Raw genomic sequence first — 21,671 nt, 5'->3', positions numbered from 1 at the left:
CCGGATTTGGTCTCGTAATCGAGCGGCGCCGTAGACCACGCTAGGAGACGGGAATGCCAAGAAAGCAGGTTCGGTCCGGAATTCACCAGACTTGGGGGTAGGTGATGGGGTTGTTTGGCCCCCGAATGAAGTAGGAAATCCATGACCGTCGAGTGAAACTCATATTTGTCTCATGGTCGCCAGGCCCAGGCGGCCTGTCCGGCGTCCCGAATGGCGTCGTCGATTCGGTGTTCGCGGAGGATCTGCCAGATCGCTTTCCCGTTCCGCTTCTCGGTCGGGGTCACGAGATACTGCCACCATGTCCACTCGTCGGTGGTGCCGGACGAGAGTTCAGCGATGACATCGGCGAGACCTGGCAGGAGCGTGTCGTCATTGCCGACCTGGAAGGCGGGGTAGAGCTCTATGCCGTCTGCCGTGATTACGCGTAGTAGTTGATCGGTGAGGACGAGTTGATTCACTTCGCTGGTGGTGAGGTCGAGTCGCGCACAGATGCTTGCTTCGGTCATCGTTGGTCCCAGGAAATGGGTTTCCGGCTCTAGGGGAGTTGGTGGGCTGGCGATGGCAACGATGGAAACGACGTTGCTGGTGATGTACCAGATCAGGCCGTCGTCTGGGTCGTCAGCATTGCGGTGAAGGGTCCACTGCCCTCGTTCACCCACCCGCACCCGATTCAGGGTGCGCAGCCGATGCGCGCCGTCTGAGGGGGTGTCCTCAAGTCGTTTGTACCCGCCCACGCGTTCGACCGTGGCCCCCGCCAGGTCGACGCGATAGATACTCGTGGTCACGGTGGTGACCAAGTACACGCCGGCGTCGCCCAGTCGTATTTCGGCGAGCTGAGCGAGACCCTGAGCCATCACTCTGCCCTCCAGCCGTCAGCGAACCAGCCGACCTCGATAGGGACGGTTTCGTCGCCGAATTCGCCGAGTTCAATGCATCCGTCGCATTGGCCGAGATGAGGGCGTTTGCGAGGGAGAGTTCGGCCGCAGTGGCGACACGAGGCGGCGGTTCCCGTCATGAGCAACACGCGAAGGAGACGGAGCACCGTCTCATCGGCATCCGCGTCGAACTGAACGTGCAAGAAAGTGCGCTGGTCCTCCACCGTCAGCGAGCCGGCCGGGTCGAGGCCACGCAGGTAGCTGAACACCATGAGCACGCGTTGAGCCCAGCCGGCGGGCAAATCGTCGAGCCCGGGACTTCCTTCAAGTTCGTGGGCAGCGTTCCTGGCTGATTCGACGAGCGGAAGTCGCGGCTGGAAAGGTAGCCGATGGCCGGGGTTCTCGATCAAGAAGGCACACGCATCGCAGAGGATGGTCGGCGCCGGCCACGGATGCAGTCGGCCTGGTCGTCCGCAGAGTTCGCACGTGGTCGCGGTGAGTAGGTTCGCCAGCGAATTCGTGAGGTCCTTGGGCTTCGTCGCGGTGTGGTCCAGCCGGGTTCCGCCTCGCGTGCGGATGACCAGCGATCCAGCCGGCCGGTCGAACGTAATATGACGCCCTGGCCTGTTGGTGAGGGCGATTGTGGCGAGCGCTAGCGCGATGAGCGACCACCCGGGACCGATCCTTGCGGTCACGCCGAGGGACTTGAGGATGGGGGTTGCGGCCGCCACATCGGGCAGCGGCGCCAAGCACCTTGGTTGCTTCACATGACACCTCCACTGCGCTATCTGTCGCGTTGCTGACGCTAGGTGGCGCTCGGGCGCTGATTCAGCCGACTCCGCGACAAAGCCGGTCAAACGGGTGTGGCATGGCTCGGCGCGGTGGGTACGGTCTCGTCATTCGAATGGGAGGAGGTGAGGCTCCGTGGATGAGGACGAGATCGCGCCGGTGCCGGTGATTCCCGTGATCTTCTTTGGGGATGAGCTCGATCAGCAGTGGACGGGCAGATTGATAGTGACCACCGAGTCTGGGACGACGTACTTCATCGACGCTTCGCGCAATCGTCTGCAGAGAGTTCGTGGAAGCGAGATGCCGGACGATCCGGAAGTCGGGTTCCCGTCGAGGTTGAGACGAGACGGAGACGAACTGGTCCTCCTTCGAATCGTCCACTTGGAGCTGGGCCAGCGGGCGGTCTTCGACCTCGAGCCCTTAGGCGACCCGACCCAAGTGTCCTTCACCCGCCGCACGACCACGTACGTGACGTCCATCCGCGAACTCGGGTCTGTACCGGATGAGGAGGAGCAGTGAGCGACAACTTTGCCGGGCCAATCGAGCTTCGAGCTCTGCCAGCCCGCGACGGGCTGTTTCTCGTTACAACTTCGAGCGGTACCACCTACGAGTTCGACCTGAAGCGCCTCACGGTGACACGCACGCCCGGTCCTGCCTCACAGCCCGACATCCATGACGGCGTTCGGCGCTTGCGTTCGATCGACTCATGCGAAGTCGGTCGGGCCGGCTATTGGACCATGCGGTCAGACGATCCGAGCGTCGACTTCTACTGGCAACTCAGCAGCCCCGTCGTCCGGATCGTGGAACTCTCGAGACCAAGCGTCGACGGTCCAGCCGAGGACTCGTAGGCGTGACAGACCGCGATGCGTGGGACGAGGTACGTGAATGCGCCCTTGCCGCAAACACGAACCCGGCGATCATCATCACGCAAGCGAAGGCTGATGGCATCGCACCTGAGGTCGTTGTCTCCCGCTTCCACAATGCTTGGGCGATCCGGCACGAGTACCCAGACCAAGCCTTCCTGCCGTTCGGCTTCTTCGCCGCAACGCCCCCGGGGTTCTTCGACATCCGGACGCTCTTCCAGCGCGATGAACCGATCTGGTGGGTGGACATCCTTCGCTCCCCGTTTCAGATCGAGGACACCAAGAACTTCACCGACGCGCGACTGGACGGAGCCATCGCATACCTCCGCGACCACGCCGGCGAACTGCTGAAAGGAGCAATAGCCGCACAGCTAGCACCTGACGACCTAGAAGACGGGCAGAACTGGATCAGACGGACACCGCTCTGGCGCGATCTCCACGACGAGATCGAACGCAGAAGACAAGGCGAAGGGCGGTCCCCGATCGTTGCCATGCAGCATCCTGGCGAGCACATCAGCGACCCCTGACGAAGACGCGACCCGGATTCGCCTCGAACTTCTCGTCGCCGCTCTAGGCAGCCGGAGCGCGACCGCTCAGGCACTCGGTGTCGAACGCAGCCGGCTCGACGCCTGGCTCGACGCGAGTTCCGAGCCGGAACAAGCGACCGTCGCACTCATTCTCAACCTGGACTACGTCGTCGCACGCGCGCGGCTTCTTTGGGCTGGCCCAGCGGCCCGCCCCTGGTTACACGGGGTCGAGCCTTTCCTCAAAGGAGCCTCACCGATCCATGCGATGCGCACGAACTTTTCGGCGGTGGTCATCGCCTTAGATGCCATTGAGGCTGGCAACTTCTCATGACCGTTCGCCGCGGTTGGTGTGATTGTGTACGCCGCCGTCGCAAGTTCGATCGCAGTATCACAGTCATCAGGTGCTGGATTCTTCACCAGTCTGAGGGCTACCGGCGCGTTGTCCGATCGAGAAGGGTTGAGGTATTCGAAGCGACCTAGCTCGAGATGCCATAACCGAAAGCCCCACGGCGGGAGGTTCAGCTGCCTGCAGAACCGCCGCACCCAAGCATCAGAAAGACACACGATGATCGATCCAGACCGCGCACAGACCACGTACGAGTACGAGTTGCTCGCAAGGCTTCGATACCCCAGACTCATCGAGCAGGCCGTCGAAGCCGACTTCGAGAAGGCGGGCGTCGATCTCACAGAAGAAATCACCCGAGCCGAGCTTCTCTACGCCCTCGAGAGCGACAACCACGACTTACGCCGAGCATCCACCGCCTGGTACGCCCGGAACTGCGGCGAGGAAATGACGATCGAGGAACTCACCCATTTCATGGAAGTCGACTTCGAGACCGTATAGACGGGTGAACGAACGGCTCGGAAGACACGGGTCCTCTTCCCCGTTTTGGGGTGCCATCGTCGAACCCATTTCGCCGTAGCCAGCCGTTCGAGGAATGGCCCGGCCAGGTGGCCCCCGGACCCGACGCAGGAAACGACTGAGTTAGCGACCGAAAACTGCGAGAGCCACGGTCGTAATCACCAACGCGATGGTCGCCCCCGCCAGGACCCAGGTAGCGACGGTCAGGCTCCGTGCGATTCTGTCCGATGCGGCCGCACGGGTCTCTGCGGCTGAACGTTCATCGGCCGCCGCTTTTGTTTGCTGGTCGGCAAGCTCCCGTTGGAGCGCTTCCTCCGCACGTGCGCGGCGGTTAGCCTCGTCATTCACGAAAAGCTCAGTATTAGCTCGCTGGATCGAAAGGGCGATCTGGATCCGGAGCTTCTCTGCTTCTACGTGATTCCGATTCGCCCCTGCTGATTCGATCTCTTGTATCGACTGGGCCCACGGTGCGGGGAGTGGCTCTTCGTAGTCGTAGAGGTCGGAGGGCCGGGTTGGTGGCACGATGTGATCCTTTCGACGAGCCGCTGAGTTGCAGGGATCTTACCGATGAGAGGCGATCTGGTGCGTCTGAGTCGCGCGAACGAGGACAATTGCATTCCAGGTTCGGGGCATCGCCGTGCCCATCTTCACCAGGCAGTCGACATCGGCCATTCTGGTCGCATGGTTGATGCTCTCGTGCGAATGCGATTCATTGTTCCCCAGCTTTGGATCGGGCTTGACGTGCTTGGCGCGCGATTCAGCCTCACCTGGGGAGAGTGGTCGGTCGAAATTCGACTGCCTGAGACGGCAGAGGAGTTTTCAGAGCTCCCAGACGCATACTCGAGCCAGTATCTGCCTTCCCTCACTCAAGCCGGCCCGGTGTTCGCTGAGCCAGACAGGGACGTGCGGACCGCAGCGCTTGTCCTCTTCGAGGTAACCGTTGAAACGGTGACCAACTTCCCGTTTCCGAAGCCGGCGGACCTCAGCGAGGATCTTCGTCAGGTTGTCGAGGCTGATCTGCGGGCCGGGATGGATGTCGCTCAGGAAGTCGCCGGACTATTCGTCCGGCATCTCCGCGCTGCTGCCCCGCACCAAACCTGGCTCGGGTTGTCTGCGCACAAACCGCGGCAGTACGGGATCGCTCAGATCGAATACCGTGATTCTGGTGAACGGATGTTTGGCCTCGGGCCAACGCAATCGGTAACAATGCGATCATCCCGTATCCGGGTTGATCTGGATGACGTCGCCGCGATCGTTAGCGAAGTCCGAGCACACGAGGAGCCGCCCATCACGGACTCCCTGATCGCTGATGCATGGCACCTGGACGACGCAGAGACGGCGAACGATCAAGACCGCGCTCTCCTCGTCGCTGCCATCGCAGCCGAGGTCAGGACGAAGCAGGTGATTCGTGACCGGGTCAGCGCAGAGAAGAAGGCACTGGCGGACCTGGTACTCAGCCGCCGCTCGAACCTTCCTGAACTGCTCGACGAGGTGCTATTGGCGACGATCGGAGTGAGTTTGAGGAAGGCGGACGCGGACCTCTACGGACGCGTGAAGGCCCTCTCGGAACAGCGGAACGCCATTGTTCACCGCGGCCGACGTAACCCCCGGCTGAAGCAACCGCAGATGCCTACGCAGGCAGTGTCCAGTTTGTTCGAGTGGCTTGACGGGTTGCCCGACACGTCGGCGTGATAGGCGACGAGAGGCGCTGAAGGTTTTGGCCCGCGTGTCAGGCAGCTGCAGGTCGCCGCGAGACCAGAATGACCTACGTGGCGAAGACCTACTACTCGATGGGCTTACTCACCGCAGATGAGTCCTGGCGGATGATTCGAACAATTCGGGCGGAGCCGTCCGGCGGGATCAACGAGACGCTTGAAGTCTCGGCGGCTCGCCGACGAGATTTTCAGATGGCGCTCGAGCAAGCACAACAGCAATACATTGCCGCGGCTCAGGTTGGCTACGAGAGCCGTCCCCTTAATCTCTTCTATGGGCTCTCCCAAGCAGGTCGCGCCATCGCCGCGGCCAGTCCGAAGCTGGGCGGGAGAACTGGGCGGCATTGGCAAGGCGCTGGGCATGGTCTCCACTTCGACACCGAGATCGGCTCTATGGGCCCACTGATGTCTCGGATCAAGGTCGGCGACGGGAGTGCTGACCTGTTCTCGCGCCTTTCCACAGCGATCGGCTCGCCGTCAGATCTTCGCTCAGTAACCTTCGGAGAGGTCCTCGAGCAGATCCCCGACTACGGCATGGAGTTCCGCGATGAATCTGTCGCAGGCCGAGCAATTCACAACTTCAACCTCTATACGGCGCCAGTCGCGTTTCCACTCGAGCTAGAGGTTCAACTTCCTGGCCTACCTCCTGAGGGACCACTCGATGAGAGCGCCGTCCGCGCGATCGCCGACCACTATCCGGCTCTACGCGCTTTGCAGGTTTCGACGCTGGAGTCGGGACTGGCCAAGCGGAGTCACAATCCAGGCCGCATCATGTTCACAATCGACAACATTGAGCAGCTAACGCGGTCTCCCAGTGGACCCTACGTTCCGTCCGGCGCAATGCTGTATCGGCGCAACCCCGTACTGCTGCCTGAGATTGGTGAAGTGCAACGCGAGGTGCGGCCGCTAGCTTCGTGGTGGATCGTGCTGTTCGCGCTATCGATGCTCGCGAGGTACGCGCCGCACCATTGGACTCGCGCAATGTCGATCTCGGAGAGCCGCATCGCGTCACGCGTCGAATTCATTCTGGACACCGCGCTCCATGCTGTCCCAGAGCTGATCTGGTCTGAACTCGCACTCATCAAGGAGCCAACGCGTCCGGTGCGGAGTAGGTTCATGGTGCGACTGGCTCGCCTGCTAACCAGTCGGAACGATCGGATCTACGGGTGGATACCGATGAGCCAATACGGGGGCACGAATCGAGTTGCTGTTGCCGATGGCTAGCCCCACGGGGACGTGCCCATATCAGCCGCGATGGCGGCCGACGTGTTGGCATCGAGCCGAGTGACAACCGCTCCGAAGAACTAAATCCATGACTCGACGCCGGCTTTGTGAAGCGGCCCCGGTGTAGACCCCTTATGGACTATTTCCCCACGAATGTCATGGACAAAGCGGTCCACCTCAGTGCGCACTTTGATGTTAGATGTCCGTCGCCACTTGATCTCGTGCATCGAATTCGGGTACCCAGCAAGGTTTAGCAGTGACTCCGTGTTGGCAATGTTTGGTGTGTTCAGCCGCGCTGCTTCCTTTTCGACTGCACTACGAGCTTCAGTTCTCCAGCCATCACCAGCCAGCGCCCACGGGTTCTTCAATGTGCTGAGCCGCTCCTTCTGCGCATTCGGTAGAGCGGTGTGCTCAGTCACGTTCGTAAGGAGGAAGGACACAGTTTCGATCGCCAGTTGTTCAACGTAATTTTCCCAAGCGGTGTGAAGCAGAACTATTGTCGACCGAAGAAGCGGTCCTGTGTCGCCGGCGGGCCTTCCGGGACTCCCTTGTTGAGAGGGGTGAAGGGTTATCAGGTTCTGAACGTCCCGCAATAGCGGGTCCCAAGTCCGTTCGTACGCTTGTGAGGGCACTTTCCGAACGTATCCCGTGGCGGTCCTTCGTGCCAGGGAATCGACCGAAAAGGACCGCCGATCAGGAGTTCAACTGGGTTCTGGAAATGTTGTCGCTTAGCCTGGAAAGACTTCCCTGGACTGTGACGGTCGCCCAGGTGGCTCAAGGGATTCGGAATTTGCTGAAGCACCTCGATGGAAATGACCGACTCGTGGACGTCGCCCCAAAGGAGCCGATCGAAATGTTTCGTGCCCGCCCAGTGACCTTTGATCCGCCCCCGGATGTCCGTCGACTGACCGATGTAGCACTGCTTGTAATCGTCGAGCACCATGACGTACAGACCCATAACGCGCCCCCACTTGCGAAGGTCGTTGACCGGCTTTAGGTTCGGGTTGCGCTCCAGCATCGTAGAAAGGGCGGCCTCGAACGCGGCCTGGGGAACCTGGGAGAAGAATGCCCTGTTGAGGTCGAAGTTCTTCAGCGCTCGGGCCCGGTTCTTGACGCAGAACTCGTCCGAAAGTATGCGGTGATCGTCGTCCTCGTATATCGACGAGAGCGCCTCCCACTGGTTCGGGCTCATGTCTTCGCGTGAGAAGTAAATCGAGGGCTTCTTGTTGATGACAGCGTAGGTTTCGCGGCTAAGGGGGTATCCGTACTTTCTGCGGCGAATCCGCTCGCCGAAGTGGTCGAGGACAGCTGGATCTGCCGACGTCCCGGTCGCCCGGCTTCTCATCCGCCCACGTGCCGGTGGCACAGACCAATCCGTACAGATCAATCCATACGGACCCTTCAAAATCGGTGGGCAACCCGCGGACGCCCAGTATTAGGTGTCAAGGTATCGTCTGCAATTGCTGTACCTCTGGCCCCAGATATGGAGTCGACGACTTGGACTCCGACGCGCGATAACGCCGAAGTGCAAAGAGCGGGTCGGTCGGCCGTTGGGTATTCGGAACAACGAGAACAGGTCGAATGTCAGGCGATGGCTGCAGCACCTGGGCATCCTCCGGCTATCCACATGTGTCGGCGGCATCCACCAAGATGAAGATCGAAGCTGCATCAGAAGGGCGGGTCGTATGCCGGAGTGGGTCAACGAGTGGGTGCCGGTCCTGCAACTGGTTCTGAACGCGGGGGCGCTGATTGGCGGTGCGGTCATCTGGAAGCTATACGTGGACAACCTCAAGGCAGCTAGCGCCGTTAAGGACGCGACGATCCAGAGTGTCGAGAAGAGCCGGGACCACTGGCGGGAGAAGGCCGAAGAGCTCGAGAAGCGCAGCCCTGAAGTGGTCGAGAAGAGCCTCGCTGAGCGCATCCAGATTAGAGACGCCGAGATCACGCGGTTCAAGGCGGATCGCGAGTTCGACAAGATTGCGCTTCGTACGCTGGAGATCGACAAGGCTGAGTTGGAGCAGGACTTGTTCCGGACTCGGGGGTTCCGCGCGATGCTTGCCTTGGAAGACGGCTACGAAGACAACGGTGGCCCGAATGATGAGACTGCGTTGTTGCTGGAGGAATCTCCAAAGAGTATTGAGGTCGTATACATCGGCGAGGTCGGCGTTGATAGCGGTCAGCTTATGGTGACCGATCCCTGCTACATCGATCAGGAGTGGAAGCGCGAGTCATTTGCGATCGTGCGTGCCCCGGATCGCTCCGACGATACCGTTTACCCCTATTCGTACAATGGCGCGTGCAATGCAACGCTGAATGGCGGGGGGCACGGCCAGCTTGGGTACGCGCTGGGCCACGCGGGAGCCGGGGTTGCCTTCCAGACCGCTTGGGGTGACGGCGGATACCCGGTCTTTGCGGAGAAACACGACGGGCGAATTGTGAGGGTGTACGTCAACGTTGGCTGACTGTCGGCGTTAGCTCTGAGCGAGTTTCGCCCAATCGACCGGCGCGCGAAGCGAGTCAGGAGCGAGATTCGATTCGGAGCGCCGCTACAAAAGGCTGTAAGTGAGTGCTGCTACTAAGAGTTGACCAAGAGGACGGAGCCGCTGTAATGCCAATGGAGCAGTCGCACCAGGATCAACTCGGGGAGGCTGGGCAAAGTGCGATCGTCCTGTTCTTCAATGATCTGGGATGGGGCCCTCTAACAACTGGAAAACACGACCTCGGCACAGACGTCTTCGTTCAGGTTCGAGAGGAACTGCAGACTGCCGAAGAGAGTCACCTCGTCGACCTTGGGATGTTGCTTGGGGTTCAGGTCAAGACAGGTGACAGCTGGTTCTCAGAACCAGCGAACAGGGACGGCCGCTCTGGCTGGTGGTTTCGAGAGCGGGATCACCGCCACGAGGAGTACTGGGTAAACCACCACATCCCGCACATTTTGATCATGCAAACCGAATCGCGCGACGTACAAGTATGGGCGCGCCTTGATAGGGATTCAATCGAGGACACAGGCGCCGGTATCAGAGTGTTCGTTCCCGCTGATCAGTCGATCGGTAGAGCGGCAGCGCAGCAGTGGGCAGGGCTCGTCGCCGAGGCTCGAAAGTTGCAGTCCTTCGAGGGCTCACGATGGAGCTTCAACATCACACAGGTGCCCCCGAGTGATTGGCCGCGATACGCGCTGCTGGCATCCAGAATCGTCGCGCCTCATCCGAACCGTGGCACAGCAAACGGAATCAACTGGGCGGAGGCCGTCGCGCTGTGTATCCAGGCAACGCCAGAGCGCTGGCTCGAGGCTTCTGAACGAGGTGACGGTGTTCCCACCCCAACCGAAGCTGAGGACAGCAATGAGGCGGGGTGGCGTTTCGCGGGGGCAATTTACCGATGGATCACAGGGTCAGGCCAGGGTCTACAGTCACTAGATCCCGGAGAATTCTCGGACGAATTGCGGGTCGCTCACGCAATCTGTTTGGCCCTGGTGGCCGAAGAGCAAGACGACTACGCCGGCGCAGCTGAGGTGCTGCGGGCAAAAATTCGTAGCGACATCAAGTCGGTCGATCAGGCTTGGTTGCAGATTCAGCTTGGGTGGGTTGAATTTGAGGTTGGAAAGGTTGACTCCGCACGAGCAGCCTTCTCCGAAAGCGTCGCAATGCACGCGGCGTTCCCTTCGAGTCTCGTGAACTCGGCCGTCCGCTCTGCGGGAATTCTTTCGCTGTTCGAGTCCGCGCCAGGACTGTCGGGCGACGTTGAAGCCGCCGTGACCGCAGCGGACAACACCTTGTCTTGGTGGCAGACGCAACAGGTGGAGTCCGCGCTCAACCCTTTTCTCCGGCGGTCCTTTCTCGCATGGGCACGAGATAAGTCGATCTCGTTTGGCGCGGCCGACGCTACGCACAACGAACTCTTTGGCGCTGAACTGAGCGCCCGTCTCATTGGGAATCGTCGCTCGAGCAGATACTCGGCCTACCTTCGAGCGATCGCGAACCTAGCGCTCCCGAGCGGAGATCACACCGGCCCGGAAGAACAACTCGAAGTCCTCCGGGCCGGCGGATATACCAACGAGTTGTCGCTCGCGATACACCGATTCCGCGCCGAAGGGCCCCTTCAAGTAGTGGCGACCTACATGAGCAGCGTGAACATCCACCGCGTCACCACCACCTCTCACGCGGCCGATCTTGAATCATTGAGCTCAGCTGGCTCGTACTTGACGGATGCAAGTGCGCGCGAATGGGTCGACTACTTGTTCGCCGAATTAGGCGACCTGCCCGCCACTATGCGTCGATTCAATTTGCAATTTCCGATCGAACACAAGGCTCTGGAAGCACTTGGAGGACTGCAGCTCTTCTTCAGCGCCGAAGACTGGCACCGCCTAATCGCTTGGGCGCTTCGATTGCCTGGGAAAGCATCACAACTGATAGAAAACCCGTTGCGTGCGCTGTTTCAGCATGTAGACCTGGCGGTCCTGGGCGCCGAACTCGACGTAATCTCATCTCACATCGAGACGCTAGACGCAGACTCCTGGCCCAGAGAGCTGTGGACGAACGCGGTTTCGAGTCTTGACCCGCAGGCTCGCGCCGAAATCAGCGAGCGAATCGCCCGGGGTCAGATTGGTCTCTTGCCATACGGGTTCCGGGTCGATTCACTCTCTGATGTCGAAGCGGCAACAATCCTGACGCACTGCGGCTCCACCTTGGCCTCGTACCGAGGACAAACATCCAGCTTGGGTGTCGGCGCACCGGACGTGTACATGTTTGCGGCTCAGCTAGCGATCTACGGGCCGTCGTCCACACGTGAGGAGGCGTGGGGGATCGTGGTGCCTGCGATCGCGGCGGCCGATGTGGTACAGGAGCGAAAGTCGAATGCCCTAGCGTTTCTGGCTCACCACACTGATCGCATTCCGGTCGCATGGGTTGAACCGTTGCGAGTTGCAGCAGAAGCGTTGCAGGACGTGCCGCCGAGCGTCTTGGGCTTTTTTGGCGCAATCGCTGGGCTCAGCGAAGCAGGCCCCCACTTCAAACGACTGTTGCTCGAGTTGAGCGATGAGAATCAGGGATGGGAGCGAAGCTTGAGTGCATTGCTTACGGGAACTTCCCTGGAACGACGGGAAGCGATTGCGGTCTTGTCACGCCGGCCCGGCCATGAATTGACCCTGGGCGCTCTTGTGAGGGATCTCGATCGGGAGGTTGCTTTTGATGCTGCAAAGGGCCTTGCCCGGCGTGTAGCCGAGGACGCAACGGTATGTCATCAGTGGCTGAGTGAGCTGCTAAGTCTCGTGACGCGCTCGGGAGAACAAGTCGCGATTCACATTGGCAGCGGGATCCTAGATGCACCCAAGCGCGTTCCCGATGTCGAGCCATTGATCGAGGCGCTCAGACAACACGAGTCCAGGCAGATCCGAAGTATTGCGCACCAGCTGGACGACACGAACTGAGGTTACAGATGGCTCCTCCGGGTATGTGCCCCTTGGGCGTCTAGTGTCTAGACATGCCGTACGAGCCCATCGTCCCTGAGGGTCAGCATCTGGGGACTTCGCACCAGGTTGGCGACGCGGTGACGGGGCACTTGTTCGAAGATGGAACGAACGAGCTCAAGGGACACGCGTCCTGGCGTTGGGTCGATGAAGGTGACGACGCATCCTCCACTTATGAGCCTGAACCGCCGCGTCCGCTCACGCAGGAGGAACTCGAACTAGCAGCGCAGGTCGCTGCTTTGGCTGCGGCATTCATTGTCGGCGTGGTGATCGAGGCGACGCCACACATCAAACGTTGGTGGAGTGGGAAGGCCGTTCCTGCGGTGATGGCGAAGTGGAAGCGCATCGCATCGGCAGGAAAGGCGAAGCGCGCGACCGCCGCACCCTCGGCTCCTTCGGAACGTGCGACATTCGTTGGTTCTGCCACAGGTGTCGAACTCGCTGTGTCGGAATCCAAGATCGAGATGACTGGCGACGAGTGGGAGCACCGTTTTCGCGCCATGCTGGCAGCGGGTGCGTTCTCAGCCGAGCAGTACCGAATCCTCTCCACGGCGCGAGTCCAGCAAAACAACTCCGAACTTGAAGCGGTAGAGAATGCGACGCTGATGACGCCACAAGAGTTCGCTGATCAGATCAAAGCGGTTCTCGAAGCGAATCCGGCGCTGCTTAGCAAAGAGACCTCTTCCGAGATGATCAGGATCTTCAGTTCGCCGTCGATGTCCTCGAATCAGCGTGGCCTCGCTTGAACTTGATTGACCCTTCGCCCGCTCGTCCGGGACGAGCCGCTGGGCGACAAATCCACTCGAGGCTGGGTCGATATGAAATCCGAACTGTCCGTAACGTACATTTCAGCGGCTGGAGGCGCAGATGAGTGATGTGTGGATTGGTGCAATCACCACTATTTGCGTGGCGGCAGCAGGCGCGGCGAGCACCATTTATGTGTCGCGAAAGCAGGCCAGATCCCGTGAACGTGAGCTGCGCGCCTTGCGTTATGACCAGGAGGAGAGTCGTCGCCGCGTGGATGAGCAGGCCGTCTTCCTTCAACGCGCTGAAGTAATTGAAGGCATTGCGTCGGCGATAGCTGACTGCATTGAACAGACGACGGAGCGCGGTATACCGGCATCCGACTCCCGTGTGCGGGCGGAACTGGTCAAGCTGACGACCCGGTGCGATGCGGAGCATCTCTCACGACACTGCGCGAATTACCTCGCAGACGCCCGCAAGTCTCCTCACGTGGCGGACTACCTCGAGGCGCTCGATGACATTCAGCGTCGGCTGGAGGGCTGGCATTTGGGCCACTTGTCTGTAGCTCAGGTTGACGCCTACATGGATGAGGGCCGCGAGGCTGTGCGGCGGAGCTTGCGAGAACACGGAGTTGAGTTCGTCTAGAACCATCGCAAGGCGCTCAGGCAGCAGGTTGGAACGCTTCCGCAAGAGAGACGGCCCGGGTCGACAGGGGAGAAGTAGAAGGCCACCTGAGCGACGGTTGACTTTAACTTGCGGCGTGCCCTGTTACTGTGTCGTCGTCCGCTCGTCCTGGTCTGGGTCGGGGTGCTGGTTCGAACCCAGCAACGTGACGCCTGTGACAGTCCTGCTTTGCATGATCGCTCTGCTCTTCACCAACATGCACGCCATCAGAAAGCGCTTGAAGAAGAAGCCATCGATCAAATGGAAGGGGAAGCTCATGAACCTGAGCTCTTCGGTTCTTGCGGTGGCGTCGCTTAGGGAAGCGGTCCCGCTCCAGACCAGGTCGAGCGGACTTTGGACGCGGGCTGGAGGAAAATCTCCTGGGGGTCGGAGGAAACACGATGACGGAATGCCTCTGGCAGTCGGGGGTTGTCAGGTTTCGTAAACGGCCCACGTTCACGTTCACGTTCTGAAAAAGCCGGAGGGGCACGAAGGTCGCACAGCGACCCCGTGCCCCTCCGGCTTTTTCAGAACTCGCTGCTGACTAATGGGGTCCCCGCCCGCGAGGGGCCCCGGGCGCTGGGCCTCGCTCTGCGAGGACCGGCGTTTGGGGGAGCGGGTGGGGCGCAGCCTGGTGACGGGCGTGGAGAACAATGCCATACTGCAGCGTCAGCTTGCGCAGAATGGCTCCTCTTTGCGCGCAGGACGGCTACGGAGCCGGTTTTCCACGGGACGAGGCCGACCCGGGTGAGGTCTACCCGCGAAAGTCGCTGCCTGGATATTGCCACTCGTCTGTCAAGGGAGCACAATTCCGCTGTCAGGTTCCAGCGGGAGGAGTCTGCGATGACTTGGCACATCGAAGGAACGTATTTCGAGAACTGCAGTTGCGACATGATCTGCCCGTGCACGACGTCCGGCCTCTCAGCGCCGGCGGATACCGAGCGTTGCCAGGTGGCCTTGGCGTTCCATGTCGCGACGGGGGAGATCAACGGTGTCGATGTCGGCGGCCTCACCGTCGGGATCGTGGCCGATACTCCGCCCGTGATGGGTGACGGGAACTGGAAGCTCGGGCTTTTGATGGACTCGGCCGCGTCACCTCCCCAGGCCGAAGCCCTCGGCGCCGTCTTCGGCGGACAGCTGGGCGGACCGATGGCCGCGCTGGCTCCGCTGATCGGCGAGATGGCAGGCATGGAGTCGCTGGAGATGGCGTACGCCGACGACGGCAAGAAGCACACGGTCCGCATCGGAAACGCGGTGGAGCTGGCGGTGGAGGACTTCGTTTCGCCGCTGGACGCCACCGGGCTGGGGGTGAGAGTCAGCGGTGTCGGGTTCCCGGCGGACACTCTCGCGACGGGCCATGCAGTGACCGCGAACGTCGACGTGCTCGGGATGACCTGGGACAACGCGGGGAAGAACTCGTTCTCGGCCCCGTTCGCGTGGTCGGCGTGAGGTGGCAGGGCGCAGCTTCGTAGCCGCGAGCAACCGTGTCGCGCTGGCGGCGCTGGTCGGCTGCGCCCTCGTGGCCTGGTACTTCACCATCGTGAGCTTCGCAGGCATGCCTGCCGGCCCGGGGACGATGGGACTGGGGTTGGCGGGCTTCCTGGCGGCATGGACGCTGATGATGGCCGCGATGATGCTGCCCGCGCTGGCTCCTCTCACCTCGATGTACCTCAGGTCCATCCGGGCGGCAGGTAGTCGCTTCGCTCGGACAGCCCGCACTGTGGCTTTGGTGGTCGGCTACCTTCTGGCGTGGGCCGCTTTCGGGGTCCTCGCCTACGGTGCCGCGCTGCTCGGCGCGCAGCTGAGCTCGAGCTCCCCGGCGATCGCGCCCTGGATCGGTGCGGCGCTGATCGTCGCCGCGGGCATCTACCAGCTGACGCCGCTGAAGGATTTCTGCCTCAGGCACTGCCGCTCACCGATGGCGTTCCTCCTGCATGTCTCCGGCTACAAGGGACGGTTCCGGGATGTGCGTGTCGGCGTCTACCACGGCGCGTACTGCATCGGCTGCTGCTGGGGCCTGATGGTCGTCCTCATCGCGGTCGGGGTGATGAATCTGGTGTGGATGGCGGCGCTCACCGCCGCCATCCTCCTGGAGAAGACCTGGAAACACGGTCGGATCTTCAGCCGGGTCACCGGTGCGCTGCTGATCGTGTTCGCGCTCTTCGTGCCCGCGTTCCCGTGGCTTCTACCCGGCCTGTATATGGCTCCCACCATGTGAGGCAGCCGCGACCGCCCGAGCCGGCATCGCATCACGGATCTCGTTGTGGTGGTGGATGGCGTCCTCGGTCTCCTCCTGGGGCGACTCCTTCTCCAGGAGGTCGCGCTGCAGTTTCGCCAGGCGCGGGTAGAACAGCGAGTCACTGCGCGACGCGACTCGGCCGGGCGTTCTGGATGGCGGAGTCGACCAAGGAACCCCCGGTCGGAAGTGCCAGAGCGGCCCCCTCTTCGACGCCCATCTCGACGTACGCGTCCTGGAGTGCGGCGACCACAGCGCCGACCGCCCCGGAGAAGTCGCCGAGCTCGGCGACGGCGAGTCGCGGGGACGCCCGGAGGTTCTGTTGCAGCGCGACCTGATATCGGTCCAGCGTGGAGGCGAGCGACTTCGAGATGCCTCCACCGAGCACGATCACCTGGGGATCGCAGGATACGGTCGCAGCGGCCAGGACGATCAGCAGAGCCTGATCGAAATGGGCGCGGAGTGACTGGACCGCCGGCGGCGCATCCTCTCGGAACAGCCCGGATGGATCATCGAGAACGATGCCGGCCTCCGCCGCGCGCCGAAGGATGCCGCTGCCCGAGACCATGTGTTCGAGGCGCGTCCCGAGCGGGCCGACCGGAAGTTGCCCGAACTCGCCGATGAGTCCGCGGTCGCCCCGGAGGATGCGGCCGTCGATCGCCAGACCGGCGCCCAAACCGGCGCCGACGGTGAGCATCGCGGCGGTGGATGCGGAGCGCGCGGCGCCGAAATGCTGCTCGCCGAGCAAAGCGTAGTTCGCATCGTTGTCGAACCTGATCGGAATTCCGACGAGCGCTTCGACATGGCTGAGGAAGCCGGGGGCTTCGATCTGCGGCATGTTCGGCGCGTTGGACACGCTGCGGTCGGTTTCGCTGACCGCGCCAGGCAACCCCATGCAGATGTGCGAGACGCGATCCCACAGGTCGCCGGCCGCTTCCCGCAGTTGCGAGCCGAGCCAGGAGGCGAGAGCCGATTCGTCCATGCCGGATGGTGTTGAGACTTCCAGCGCGAGGGCCGGATTCGCGAGCAGGTCCGCGACGATCAGTCGGGTGTTCGACGCCCCGACATCGATCCCGATGACGTATTCGCGGTGCGCGACGACATCGAGGTGGATGGCTCGCCGTCCACGGTTGGCGGACACGACTTCGGTGGTCTCGGCGACAATGCCCTGACCGATGAGGATGTCGACCGCGCGAGTGACGGTCGCCGCGGAGATGCCGGATGCCTCCGAGAGCGCCTTGCGGCTGGCCGGCCGGTCGCGCATGAGTTGCGTGAGGACAGCGTTGCGGTTCAACTCCCGCGTATCGAGAACCATGGCCCCCTCCTTTGCGCTCAGCCTGCACTCAAAACTATGCCAGAAGCGGGGTGCATGCGTCACGAAAAGCGGAGCGAAGCGGCTCATCCGGGGTGATCCCCGGAGATCGCACTTGACTTTGATTGCAGAATGAAATCAAAATAGGTCAGTCGACGGTGACGGGACCACGATTCCGGGCCGCCACCGACAATCGCATCCACTCGGTAATCGGGAAGGTCACACCGTCATGAGCTCAGCACCGCTCGTCCACCGCTTCGGTCTCCGCGCCGCTGCGGCGGGCGCTCTCGTCCTCTCACTCGCGCTTGCCGGCTGCTCCGGCGGCGCGGGCGGCAGCACGGTTTCGTCCGCTCCGGCCGCGAAACCGAGCCTCGCCTTCACCGGCCCCAACGGCGAGAAGCCGGGCGCGCTGTCTGAACTGGCCCTGACCAGTGCTGAGCAGGCCAAGGTGAAGGCCGGGAACTACACGGCGGCTTTCGTCTGGCACACCACCTCGGATCTCGTCAACGCCGTCGAGAAGAGCGCTCGGGCGGAATTCCAGAAGCTCGGCATCAAGGTGGTGGCGAGCACCCAGGCCAACTTCAACGCCGCGACGCAGGCGAACAACTTGCAGACCGTGCTGGCGCTGCATCCGTCGATCATCGTCACGATCGCCGTCGACCCCACCTCGGCGGCGAAGGCGTTCCAGCCTGCCGTCGCAGCGGGAACCAAGCTGGTCATCATGACGACGCCGCCGGCCGGTTACACCGCCGGCAAAGAATTCGTGTCGATCGTGACGGAGAACCTCACCGAGGCCGGACGAGACGACGCAGAGATTCTCGGCGACGCCCTGGGCAAGCAAGGTGAAGTCGGTTACTTGTCCTTCAACGCCAACTTCTGGTTCACCAACCAGCGCGACAAGGCTTTCAAGGACTGGCTGGCCTACGAGTACCCGAAGATGTCGATCGTCGACAGCGAGGGCTTCGCCGACGAGAACGCGACGCAGACCATCGCAGCCGCGATGATCGCCAAGCATCCCGACATGAAGGGCATCTACGTCTCGTGGGCCACCGCAGCCCAGGGAGTCCTGGCTGCGATCAAGGCATCCGGTCGCACGGACATCAAGCTCGTCACCAACGACCTCGACACGACGCTCGGCGCCGCGATGGTGTCCGGCAACAACGTCGCCGGCATGGTCGGCAACGGCTCCGTCGGCGTCGGAAAGGGCCTGGCTCTGGCGAGCGCCTACGGGGTGCTGGGCAAGACGGCTCCCGCTCTCGTCGCGTCCGACCCGGCGAAGGTGACCAAGTCCAACCTCGACCAGGGCTGGAAGGCCGACTACGGCACGAAGCCGCCTTCGAGCGTCACCGGCGGCTGAAACACGATTCGAACGGGGTGGCCACCGCATCCGGCGGCCACCCCCACCGGCTCCCCGATACCGGTCATTCCGTACCACCAGCAAGGAGATTCACGATGTCAGGCCACGTCACGACGGTTCTCGGCCCTGTTCCAGCCGATCAGCTGGGCAGAGTCATGCCGCACGAACACCTGCTTTCGCTCACACCCGGGCCATGGCTCACCGGCGGGACGAGGGCCGATGCGGTGGACCGTGCCGTCGAATCTCTCGCCGGACTCCGCGAGCTCGGATTCGGCACCGTCGTGGATCTCAGCCCCTACGGTGTGGCCGGTCGAGACGCCGACGGCGGCAATGTCGGCCTCTTGACAGAGATCTCCCGCCGTTCGGGTCTGCATATCGTCTCGGGGACCTCCATCTACCTCGAGAGCTACTCGCCCGGCTGGACACTCGAGGCCGACCTCGACGCACTCACCGCCCGCCTCATCCGTGACGTGGAGGTCGGGATCGGCGACTCCGGTGTTCGTGCCGGCGTGTTCGGAGAGCAGGCGACCAGCCTCGGCGAGATCACGGCTCACGAGGAGAAGTGCCTGCGAGCCGTCGCGCGAGCCCAGCGCGAGACGGGGCTGTCGATCATGACGCACACCACCCACGGCACGAAGGCGTTCGAACAGCTCGACATCCTCCGGTCCGAGGGCGTCGACTTCGATCGGGTCGTCATCGGCCACATGGACACCCAGTTGAGCCGGGAGCTGGTGCGTGAGGTGATCGACGCAGGCGCGCGCATCGCGATCGACACGGTGGGCAAAGAGAACTGGGACTTCTTCCTCGAGCCGGCGCCCGACCCGCGCCCCGATGGCGAGTTCGTGAAGCGTTCCTTCCACCGCTCCGATGCCGGGCGGGCGGATCTCGTGGCCTGGCTCGTCTCGCTCGGGTACACGGACCGCATCCTCCTGGCCCAAGACCTGACCGGGGCTGAAGTGTGGATGAACCCGGGAACCCACGGGGTCGACGGCTACTCCTACCTGGGTGCGGTGTTCGTCCCGGCGCTCCAGGAACGGGGCGTCTCCGAGGCGGATTGCGAGCGGCTCGTCGCGGAGAACCCTGCGCGCGTTCTGGAGATCCGGTGAACGGGTCCGTGGGCGTCGACGACGGGAGGCTCGCGGTCGGAGTCGACCTCGGAGGAACGAAGATCCGCGCCGGGATCGCCGGGCTCGACGGACGCATCCGATTCGTCCTCACGGAACCGACCGCACCGGAGGGTGGCCGCGCGCTGGTCTCCCAACTGGTGAGGCTGGTGCAGGAGCTGGCGTCGGCAGTCGGGTCGGACCCGTCGAGCGTCGTCAGCACCGCGATCGGCGGCGCCGGCGTCCCGGACAGTGCCGGGGGGCAATTCCACCGTGCCCCCAACCTCGGGGACCTGGATGGTTTCAGTCTCGTCGAGGACGTCGCCGCCGAACTCGGGCACCCCGTCATTCTGGAGAACGACGTCAACATCGCCGCCATCGGAGAGTTGCACGCGGGAATCGGCCTGCACCGCGACAGCTTCGCCTTCGTCTCGGTCGGCACGGGCATCGGAGTCGGCCTGATACTCGGACGCAGGCTCTGGGTCGGCGCTAACGGCGGGGCAGGCGAGATCGGGTACATCCCGATGGGAACAGACCCGCTCGACCCCGCCAATCAGCACCGCGGGCCGCTCGAGGAGGCGGTCGCGGGCGAGATGATCGGCCGCCGTGCCGCGGCTCTCTCCGGAGAGGCCCACCTCGACGCGGCCGACGTGTTCGAACGGGCCGCGAACGGCGACCCGAACGCACTCCATTCCCTTGACGAGGAAGCGAAATGGCTTGCGCACGCGCTGGTCACTGTCGACGCCGTCGTGAACCCCGGGACGTTCGTGCTCGGCGGAGGGATCGGCACGCGTGCCGAACTGCTCGGCCCGATCCGCCAGTGGCTGCACCGGCTGGGCCGCGCAGACCTCGAGGTCTGCATCAGTGAACTCGGCGGGGACGCGCCCATCGTGGGCGCGATCCGCCTCGCCATCGATACCGCACTTCAGCAGAGAGAAAGCGAGACATCATGACAACGACGACGCCTGACACCCGGCGCACGCCGGGTGAGCTCGTGCGCACGATCGACTGGCGCCAATACGTCGTCTACATCGGCTTCGTAGTGGTGTTCGTGTACTTCGCCGTCACGCAGGGCGGCGACTTCCTCAACGCCACGACGCTGGTGAACATCATCACGCAGGCCGCACCGATCACCGTCATGGCGGTGGGCACCGTGTTCGTGCTCTCCATCGGCGAGATCGACCTCTCGATCGGATCCACCGTCGCCCTCGCCGCATTGGGTTCGGCCGTGACCCTCCAGGCCACCCACCAATGGTGGCTCGCGGCGCTGGCCGGCGTCGCCATCGGAGCGGCGATCGGGCTCATCAACGGACTCTTCATCACTCTCGTCCGGCTGCCCTCCTTCCTGGTGACGCTTGCGACGATGGGCCTCGTCACGGGCCTTGCCCAGCAGTCGACCAACCTGCAGTCCGTGCCGGTCACCGAGCCGGTGTTCAGCTGGATCTTCGGTGGCGGCACGCCGCTCGGCATCCCCATCCTGATCTGGTGGACTGCGCTCGTGGTCGCCATCGGCTGGCACGTGCTTCGCCAGCGGGCGTTCGGCGCGCATGTGCTCGCCGTCGGCAACAAGTCGTCGGCCGCCGCCGTCAGCGGAATCCGGGTGAACCGTCTGAAGATGGCCGTGTTCATCCTGAGCGGTGTGTCGGCAGCCCTAGCGGGGCTGCTCTACGCAGGTCGTCTCTCCGGCGCCACCTACACACTGGGCGGCTCGGATCTGATGAGCGTGCTCGCCGCCGTCATCGTGGGCGGGACGGCGCTCACCGGCGGAAAAGGCTCGGTCATCGGCGCCCTCGTCGGCAGTCTGTTCATGAGCATGATCAATTACGGTCTGCTCCTGGGCGGTCTGAATGTGGCGCAGCAGATGATCGTGCGAGGGATCATCATCCTCATCGCCGTCTCCCTCTCCCTCCGCGCAAAGAAGAGCAGTTAGGTCGCACGAA

Annotated in this window: 22 protein-coding genes; 16 read left to right on the top strand and 6 right to left on the bottom strand. The window is 62.7% G+C overall.

The genetic code is table 11. From position 1 onward, the window contains the following. Nucleotides 1-170 precede the first annotated feature (170 nt). The gene (locus ACFQ9V_RS13270) at nucleotides 171-854 is read right to left on the bottom strand and encodes a hypothetical protein (protein ID WP_382459606.1); all 684 of its coding nucleotides are present in this window, start codon (nucleotides 852-854) and stop codon (nucleotides 171-173) included. Then, nucleotides 854-1,624 (bottom strand): hypothetical protein, encoded by a 771-nt coding sequence (locus ACFQ9V_RS13265; protein WP_382459605.1) that lies wholly within the window; start codon nucleotides 1,622-1,624, stop codon nucleotides 854-856. Before ACFQ9V_RS13265 ends, ACFQ9V_RS13270 begins: the two co-directional genes overlap by 1 nt. Before the next feature lie 175 nt (nucleotides 1,625-1,799). On the opposite strand from ACFQ9V_RS13265, the gene ACFQ9V_RS13260 reads away from it, so the two are divergent. From ACFQ9V_RS13260 to ACFQ9V_RS13245, 4 genes are all read left to right on the top strand, one after another. Beyond that, nucleotides 1,800-2,183 (top strand): hypothetical protein, encoded by a 384-nt coding sequence (locus tag ACFQ9V_RS13260; RefSeq protein ID WP_382459604.1) that lies wholly within the window; start codon nucleotides 1,800-1,802, stop codon nucleotides 2,181-2,183. Continuing rightward, entirely contained in the window at nucleotides 2,180-2,512 is a 333-nt protein-coding gene (locus ACFQ9V_RS13255; RefSeq protein WP_382459603.1) for a hypothetical protein, read from the top strand. Before ACFQ9V_RS13260 ends, ACFQ9V_RS13255 begins: the two co-directional genes overlap by 4 nt. 2 nt (nucleotides 2,513-2,514) lie before the next feature. Then, nucleotides 2,515-3,054 (top strand): hypothetical protein, encoded by a 540-nt coding sequence (locus ACFQ9V_RS13250; RefSeq protein WP_382459602.1) that lies wholly within the window; start codon nucleotides 2,515-2,517, stop codon nucleotides 3,052-3,054. Nucleotides 3,055-3,619: 565 nt separating this feature from the next. Then, complete coding sequence (locus ACFQ9V_RS13245; protein WP_382459601.1) at nucleotides 3,620-3,898, top strand: hypothetical protein; 279 nt, start codon at nucleotides 3,620-3,622, stop codon at nucleotides 3,896-3,898. 141 nt (nucleotides 3,899-4,039) lie between these two features. Here ACFQ9V_RS13245 and ACFQ9V_RS13240 read toward each other — a convergent pair whose 3' ends face one another. Further along, nucleotides 4,040-4,438 (bottom strand): hypothetical protein, encoded by a 399-nt coding sequence (locus ACFQ9V_RS13240; RefSeq protein WP_382459600.1) that lies wholly within the window; start codon nucleotides 4,436-4,438, stop codon nucleotides 4,040-4,042. Between the two features lie 159 nt (nucleotides 4,439-4,597). Here ACFQ9V_RS13240 and ACFQ9V_RS13235 point away from each other — a divergent pair, with 159 nt between their 5' ends. Beyond that, nucleotides 4,598-5,608: a hypothetical protein gene (locus ACFQ9V_RS13235; RefSeq protein ID WP_382459599.1), complete on the top strand. Its 1,011-nt coding sequence runs from the start codon at nucleotides 4,598-4,600 to the stop codon at nucleotides 5,606-5,608. Between the two features lie 77 nt (nucleotides 5,609-5,685). After that, nucleotides 5,686-6,852, top strand: a complete 1,167-nt coding sequence (locus ACFQ9V_RS13230; RefSeq protein WP_382459598.1) for a YaaC family protein — start codon at nucleotides 5,686-5,688, stop codon at nucleotides 6,850-6,852. Between the two features lie 80 nt (nucleotides 6,853-6,932). On the opposite strand, the gene ACFQ9V_RS13225 is transcribed toward ACFQ9V_RS13230, so the two are convergent. Together ACFQ9V_RS13225 and ACFQ9V_RS13220 are read right to left on the bottom strand one after the other, a co-directional pair. Beyond that, a complete protein-coding gene (locus ACFQ9V_RS13225; RefSeq protein ID WP_382459597.1) occupies nucleotides 6,933-7,484 on the bottom strand; it encodes a HEPN domain-containing protein in 552 nt (183 codons plus the stop codon). Then, a complete protein-coding gene (locus ACFQ9V_RS13220; RefSeq protein ID WP_382459596.1) occupies nucleotides 7,424-8,218 on the bottom strand; it encodes a GIY-YIG nuclease family protein in 795 nt (264 codons plus the stop codon). The genes ACFQ9V_RS13225 and ACFQ9V_RS13220 overlap by 61 nt, the downstream gene beginning before the upstream one ends. Before the next feature lie 319 nt (nucleotides 8,219-8,537). Here ACFQ9V_RS13220 and ACFQ9V_RS13215 point away from each other — a divergent pair, with 319 nt between their 5' ends. From ACFQ9V_RS13215 to ACFQ9V_RS13190, 6 genes are all read left to right on the top strand, one after another. Continuing rightward, nucleotides 8,538-9,314, top strand: coding sequence for a hypothetical protein (locus ACFQ9V_RS13215; protein WP_382459595.1), 777 nt, complete (start codon nucleotides 8,538-8,540; stop codon nucleotides 9,312-9,314). A gap of 146 nt (nucleotides 9,315-9,460) precedes the next feature. After that, complete coding sequence (locus ACFQ9V_RS13210; RefSeq protein WP_382459594.1) at nucleotides 9,461-12,277, top strand: DUF4365 domain-containing protein; 2,817 nt, start codon at nucleotides 9,461-9,463, stop codon at nucleotides 12,275-12,277. A 53-nt stretch (nucleotides 12,278-12,330) separates the two neighbouring features. Further along, a complete protein-coding gene (locus ACFQ9V_RS13205; RefSeq protein WP_382459593.1) occupies nucleotides 12,331-13,062 on the top strand; it encodes a hypothetical protein in 732 nt (243 codons plus the stop codon). Nucleotides 13,063-13,183: 121 nt separating this feature from the next. Further along, nucleotides 13,184-13,705, top strand: coding sequence for a hypothetical protein (locus tag ACFQ9V_RS13200; RefSeq protein WP_382459592.1), 522 nt, complete (start codon nucleotides 13,184-13,186; stop codon nucleotides 13,703-13,705). Between the two features lie 861 nt (nucleotides 13,706-14,566). After that, entirely contained in the window at nucleotides 14,567-15,172 is a 606-nt protein-coding gene (locus ACFQ9V_RS13195; RefSeq protein ID WP_382459591.1) for a DUF1326 domain-containing protein, read from the top strand. A 1-nt stretch (nucleotide 15,173) separates the two neighbouring features. Beyond that, entirely contained in the window at nucleotides 15,174-15,941 is a 768-nt protein-coding gene (locus tag ACFQ9V_RS13190; protein WP_382459590.1) for a DUF2182 domain-containing protein, read from the top strand. A gap of 139 nt (nucleotides 15,942-16,080) precedes the next feature. On the opposite strand, the gene ACFQ9V_RS13185 is transcribed toward ACFQ9V_RS13190, so the two are convergent. Next, nucleotides 16,081-17,274 (bottom strand): ROK family protein, encoded by a 1,194-nt coding sequence (locus tag ACFQ9V_RS13185; protein WP_382459589.1) that lies wholly within the window; start codon nucleotides 17,272-17,274, stop codon nucleotides 16,081-16,083. A gap of 226 nt (nucleotides 17,275-17,500) precedes the next feature. On the opposite strand from ACFQ9V_RS13185, the gene ACFQ9V_RS13180 reads away from it, so the two are divergent. The 4 genes from ACFQ9V_RS13180 to ACFQ9V_RS13165 are packed head-to-tail and all read left to right on the top strand — an operon-like array spanning nucleotide 17,501 to nucleotide 21,661. After that, nucleotides 17,501-18,628 (top strand): substrate-binding domain-containing protein, encoded by a 1,128-nt coding sequence (locus tag ACFQ9V_RS13180; RefSeq protein ID WP_382459588.1) that lies wholly within the window; start codon nucleotides 17,501-17,503, stop codon nucleotides 18,626-18,628. A 17-nt stretch (nucleotides 18,629-18,645) separates the two neighbouring features. Then, nucleotides 18,646-19,734, top strand: a complete 1,089-nt coding sequence (locus ACFQ9V_RS13175) for a phosphotriesterase (RefSeq protein ID WP_382459587.1) — start codon at nucleotides 18,646-18,648, stop codon at nucleotides 19,732-19,734. A gap of 8 nt (nucleotides 19,735-19,742) precedes the next feature. Beyond that, nucleotides 19,743-20,684, top strand: a complete 942-nt coding sequence (locus ACFQ9V_RS13170) for an ROK family protein (protein WP_382459586.1) — start codon at nucleotides 19,743-19,745, stop codon at nucleotides 20,682-20,684. Beyond that, complete coding sequence (locus ACFQ9V_RS13165) at nucleotides 20,681-21,661, top strand: ABC transporter permease (RefSeq protein ID WP_382459585.1); 981 nt, start codon at nucleotides 20,681-20,683, stop codon at nucleotides 21,659-21,661. Before ACFQ9V_RS13170 ends, ACFQ9V_RS13165 begins: the two co-directional genes overlap by 4 nt. Nucleotides 21,662-21,671 lie beyond the last annotated feature (10 nt).

This window comes from Leifsonia sp. NPDC056665 (assembly GCF_042791795.1).
Classification (GTDB): Bacteria; Actinomycetota; Actinomycetes; order Actinomycetales; family Microbacteriaceae; genus Leifsonia.
This window is presented reverse-complemented; position numbering and strand designations above follow the sequence as displayed.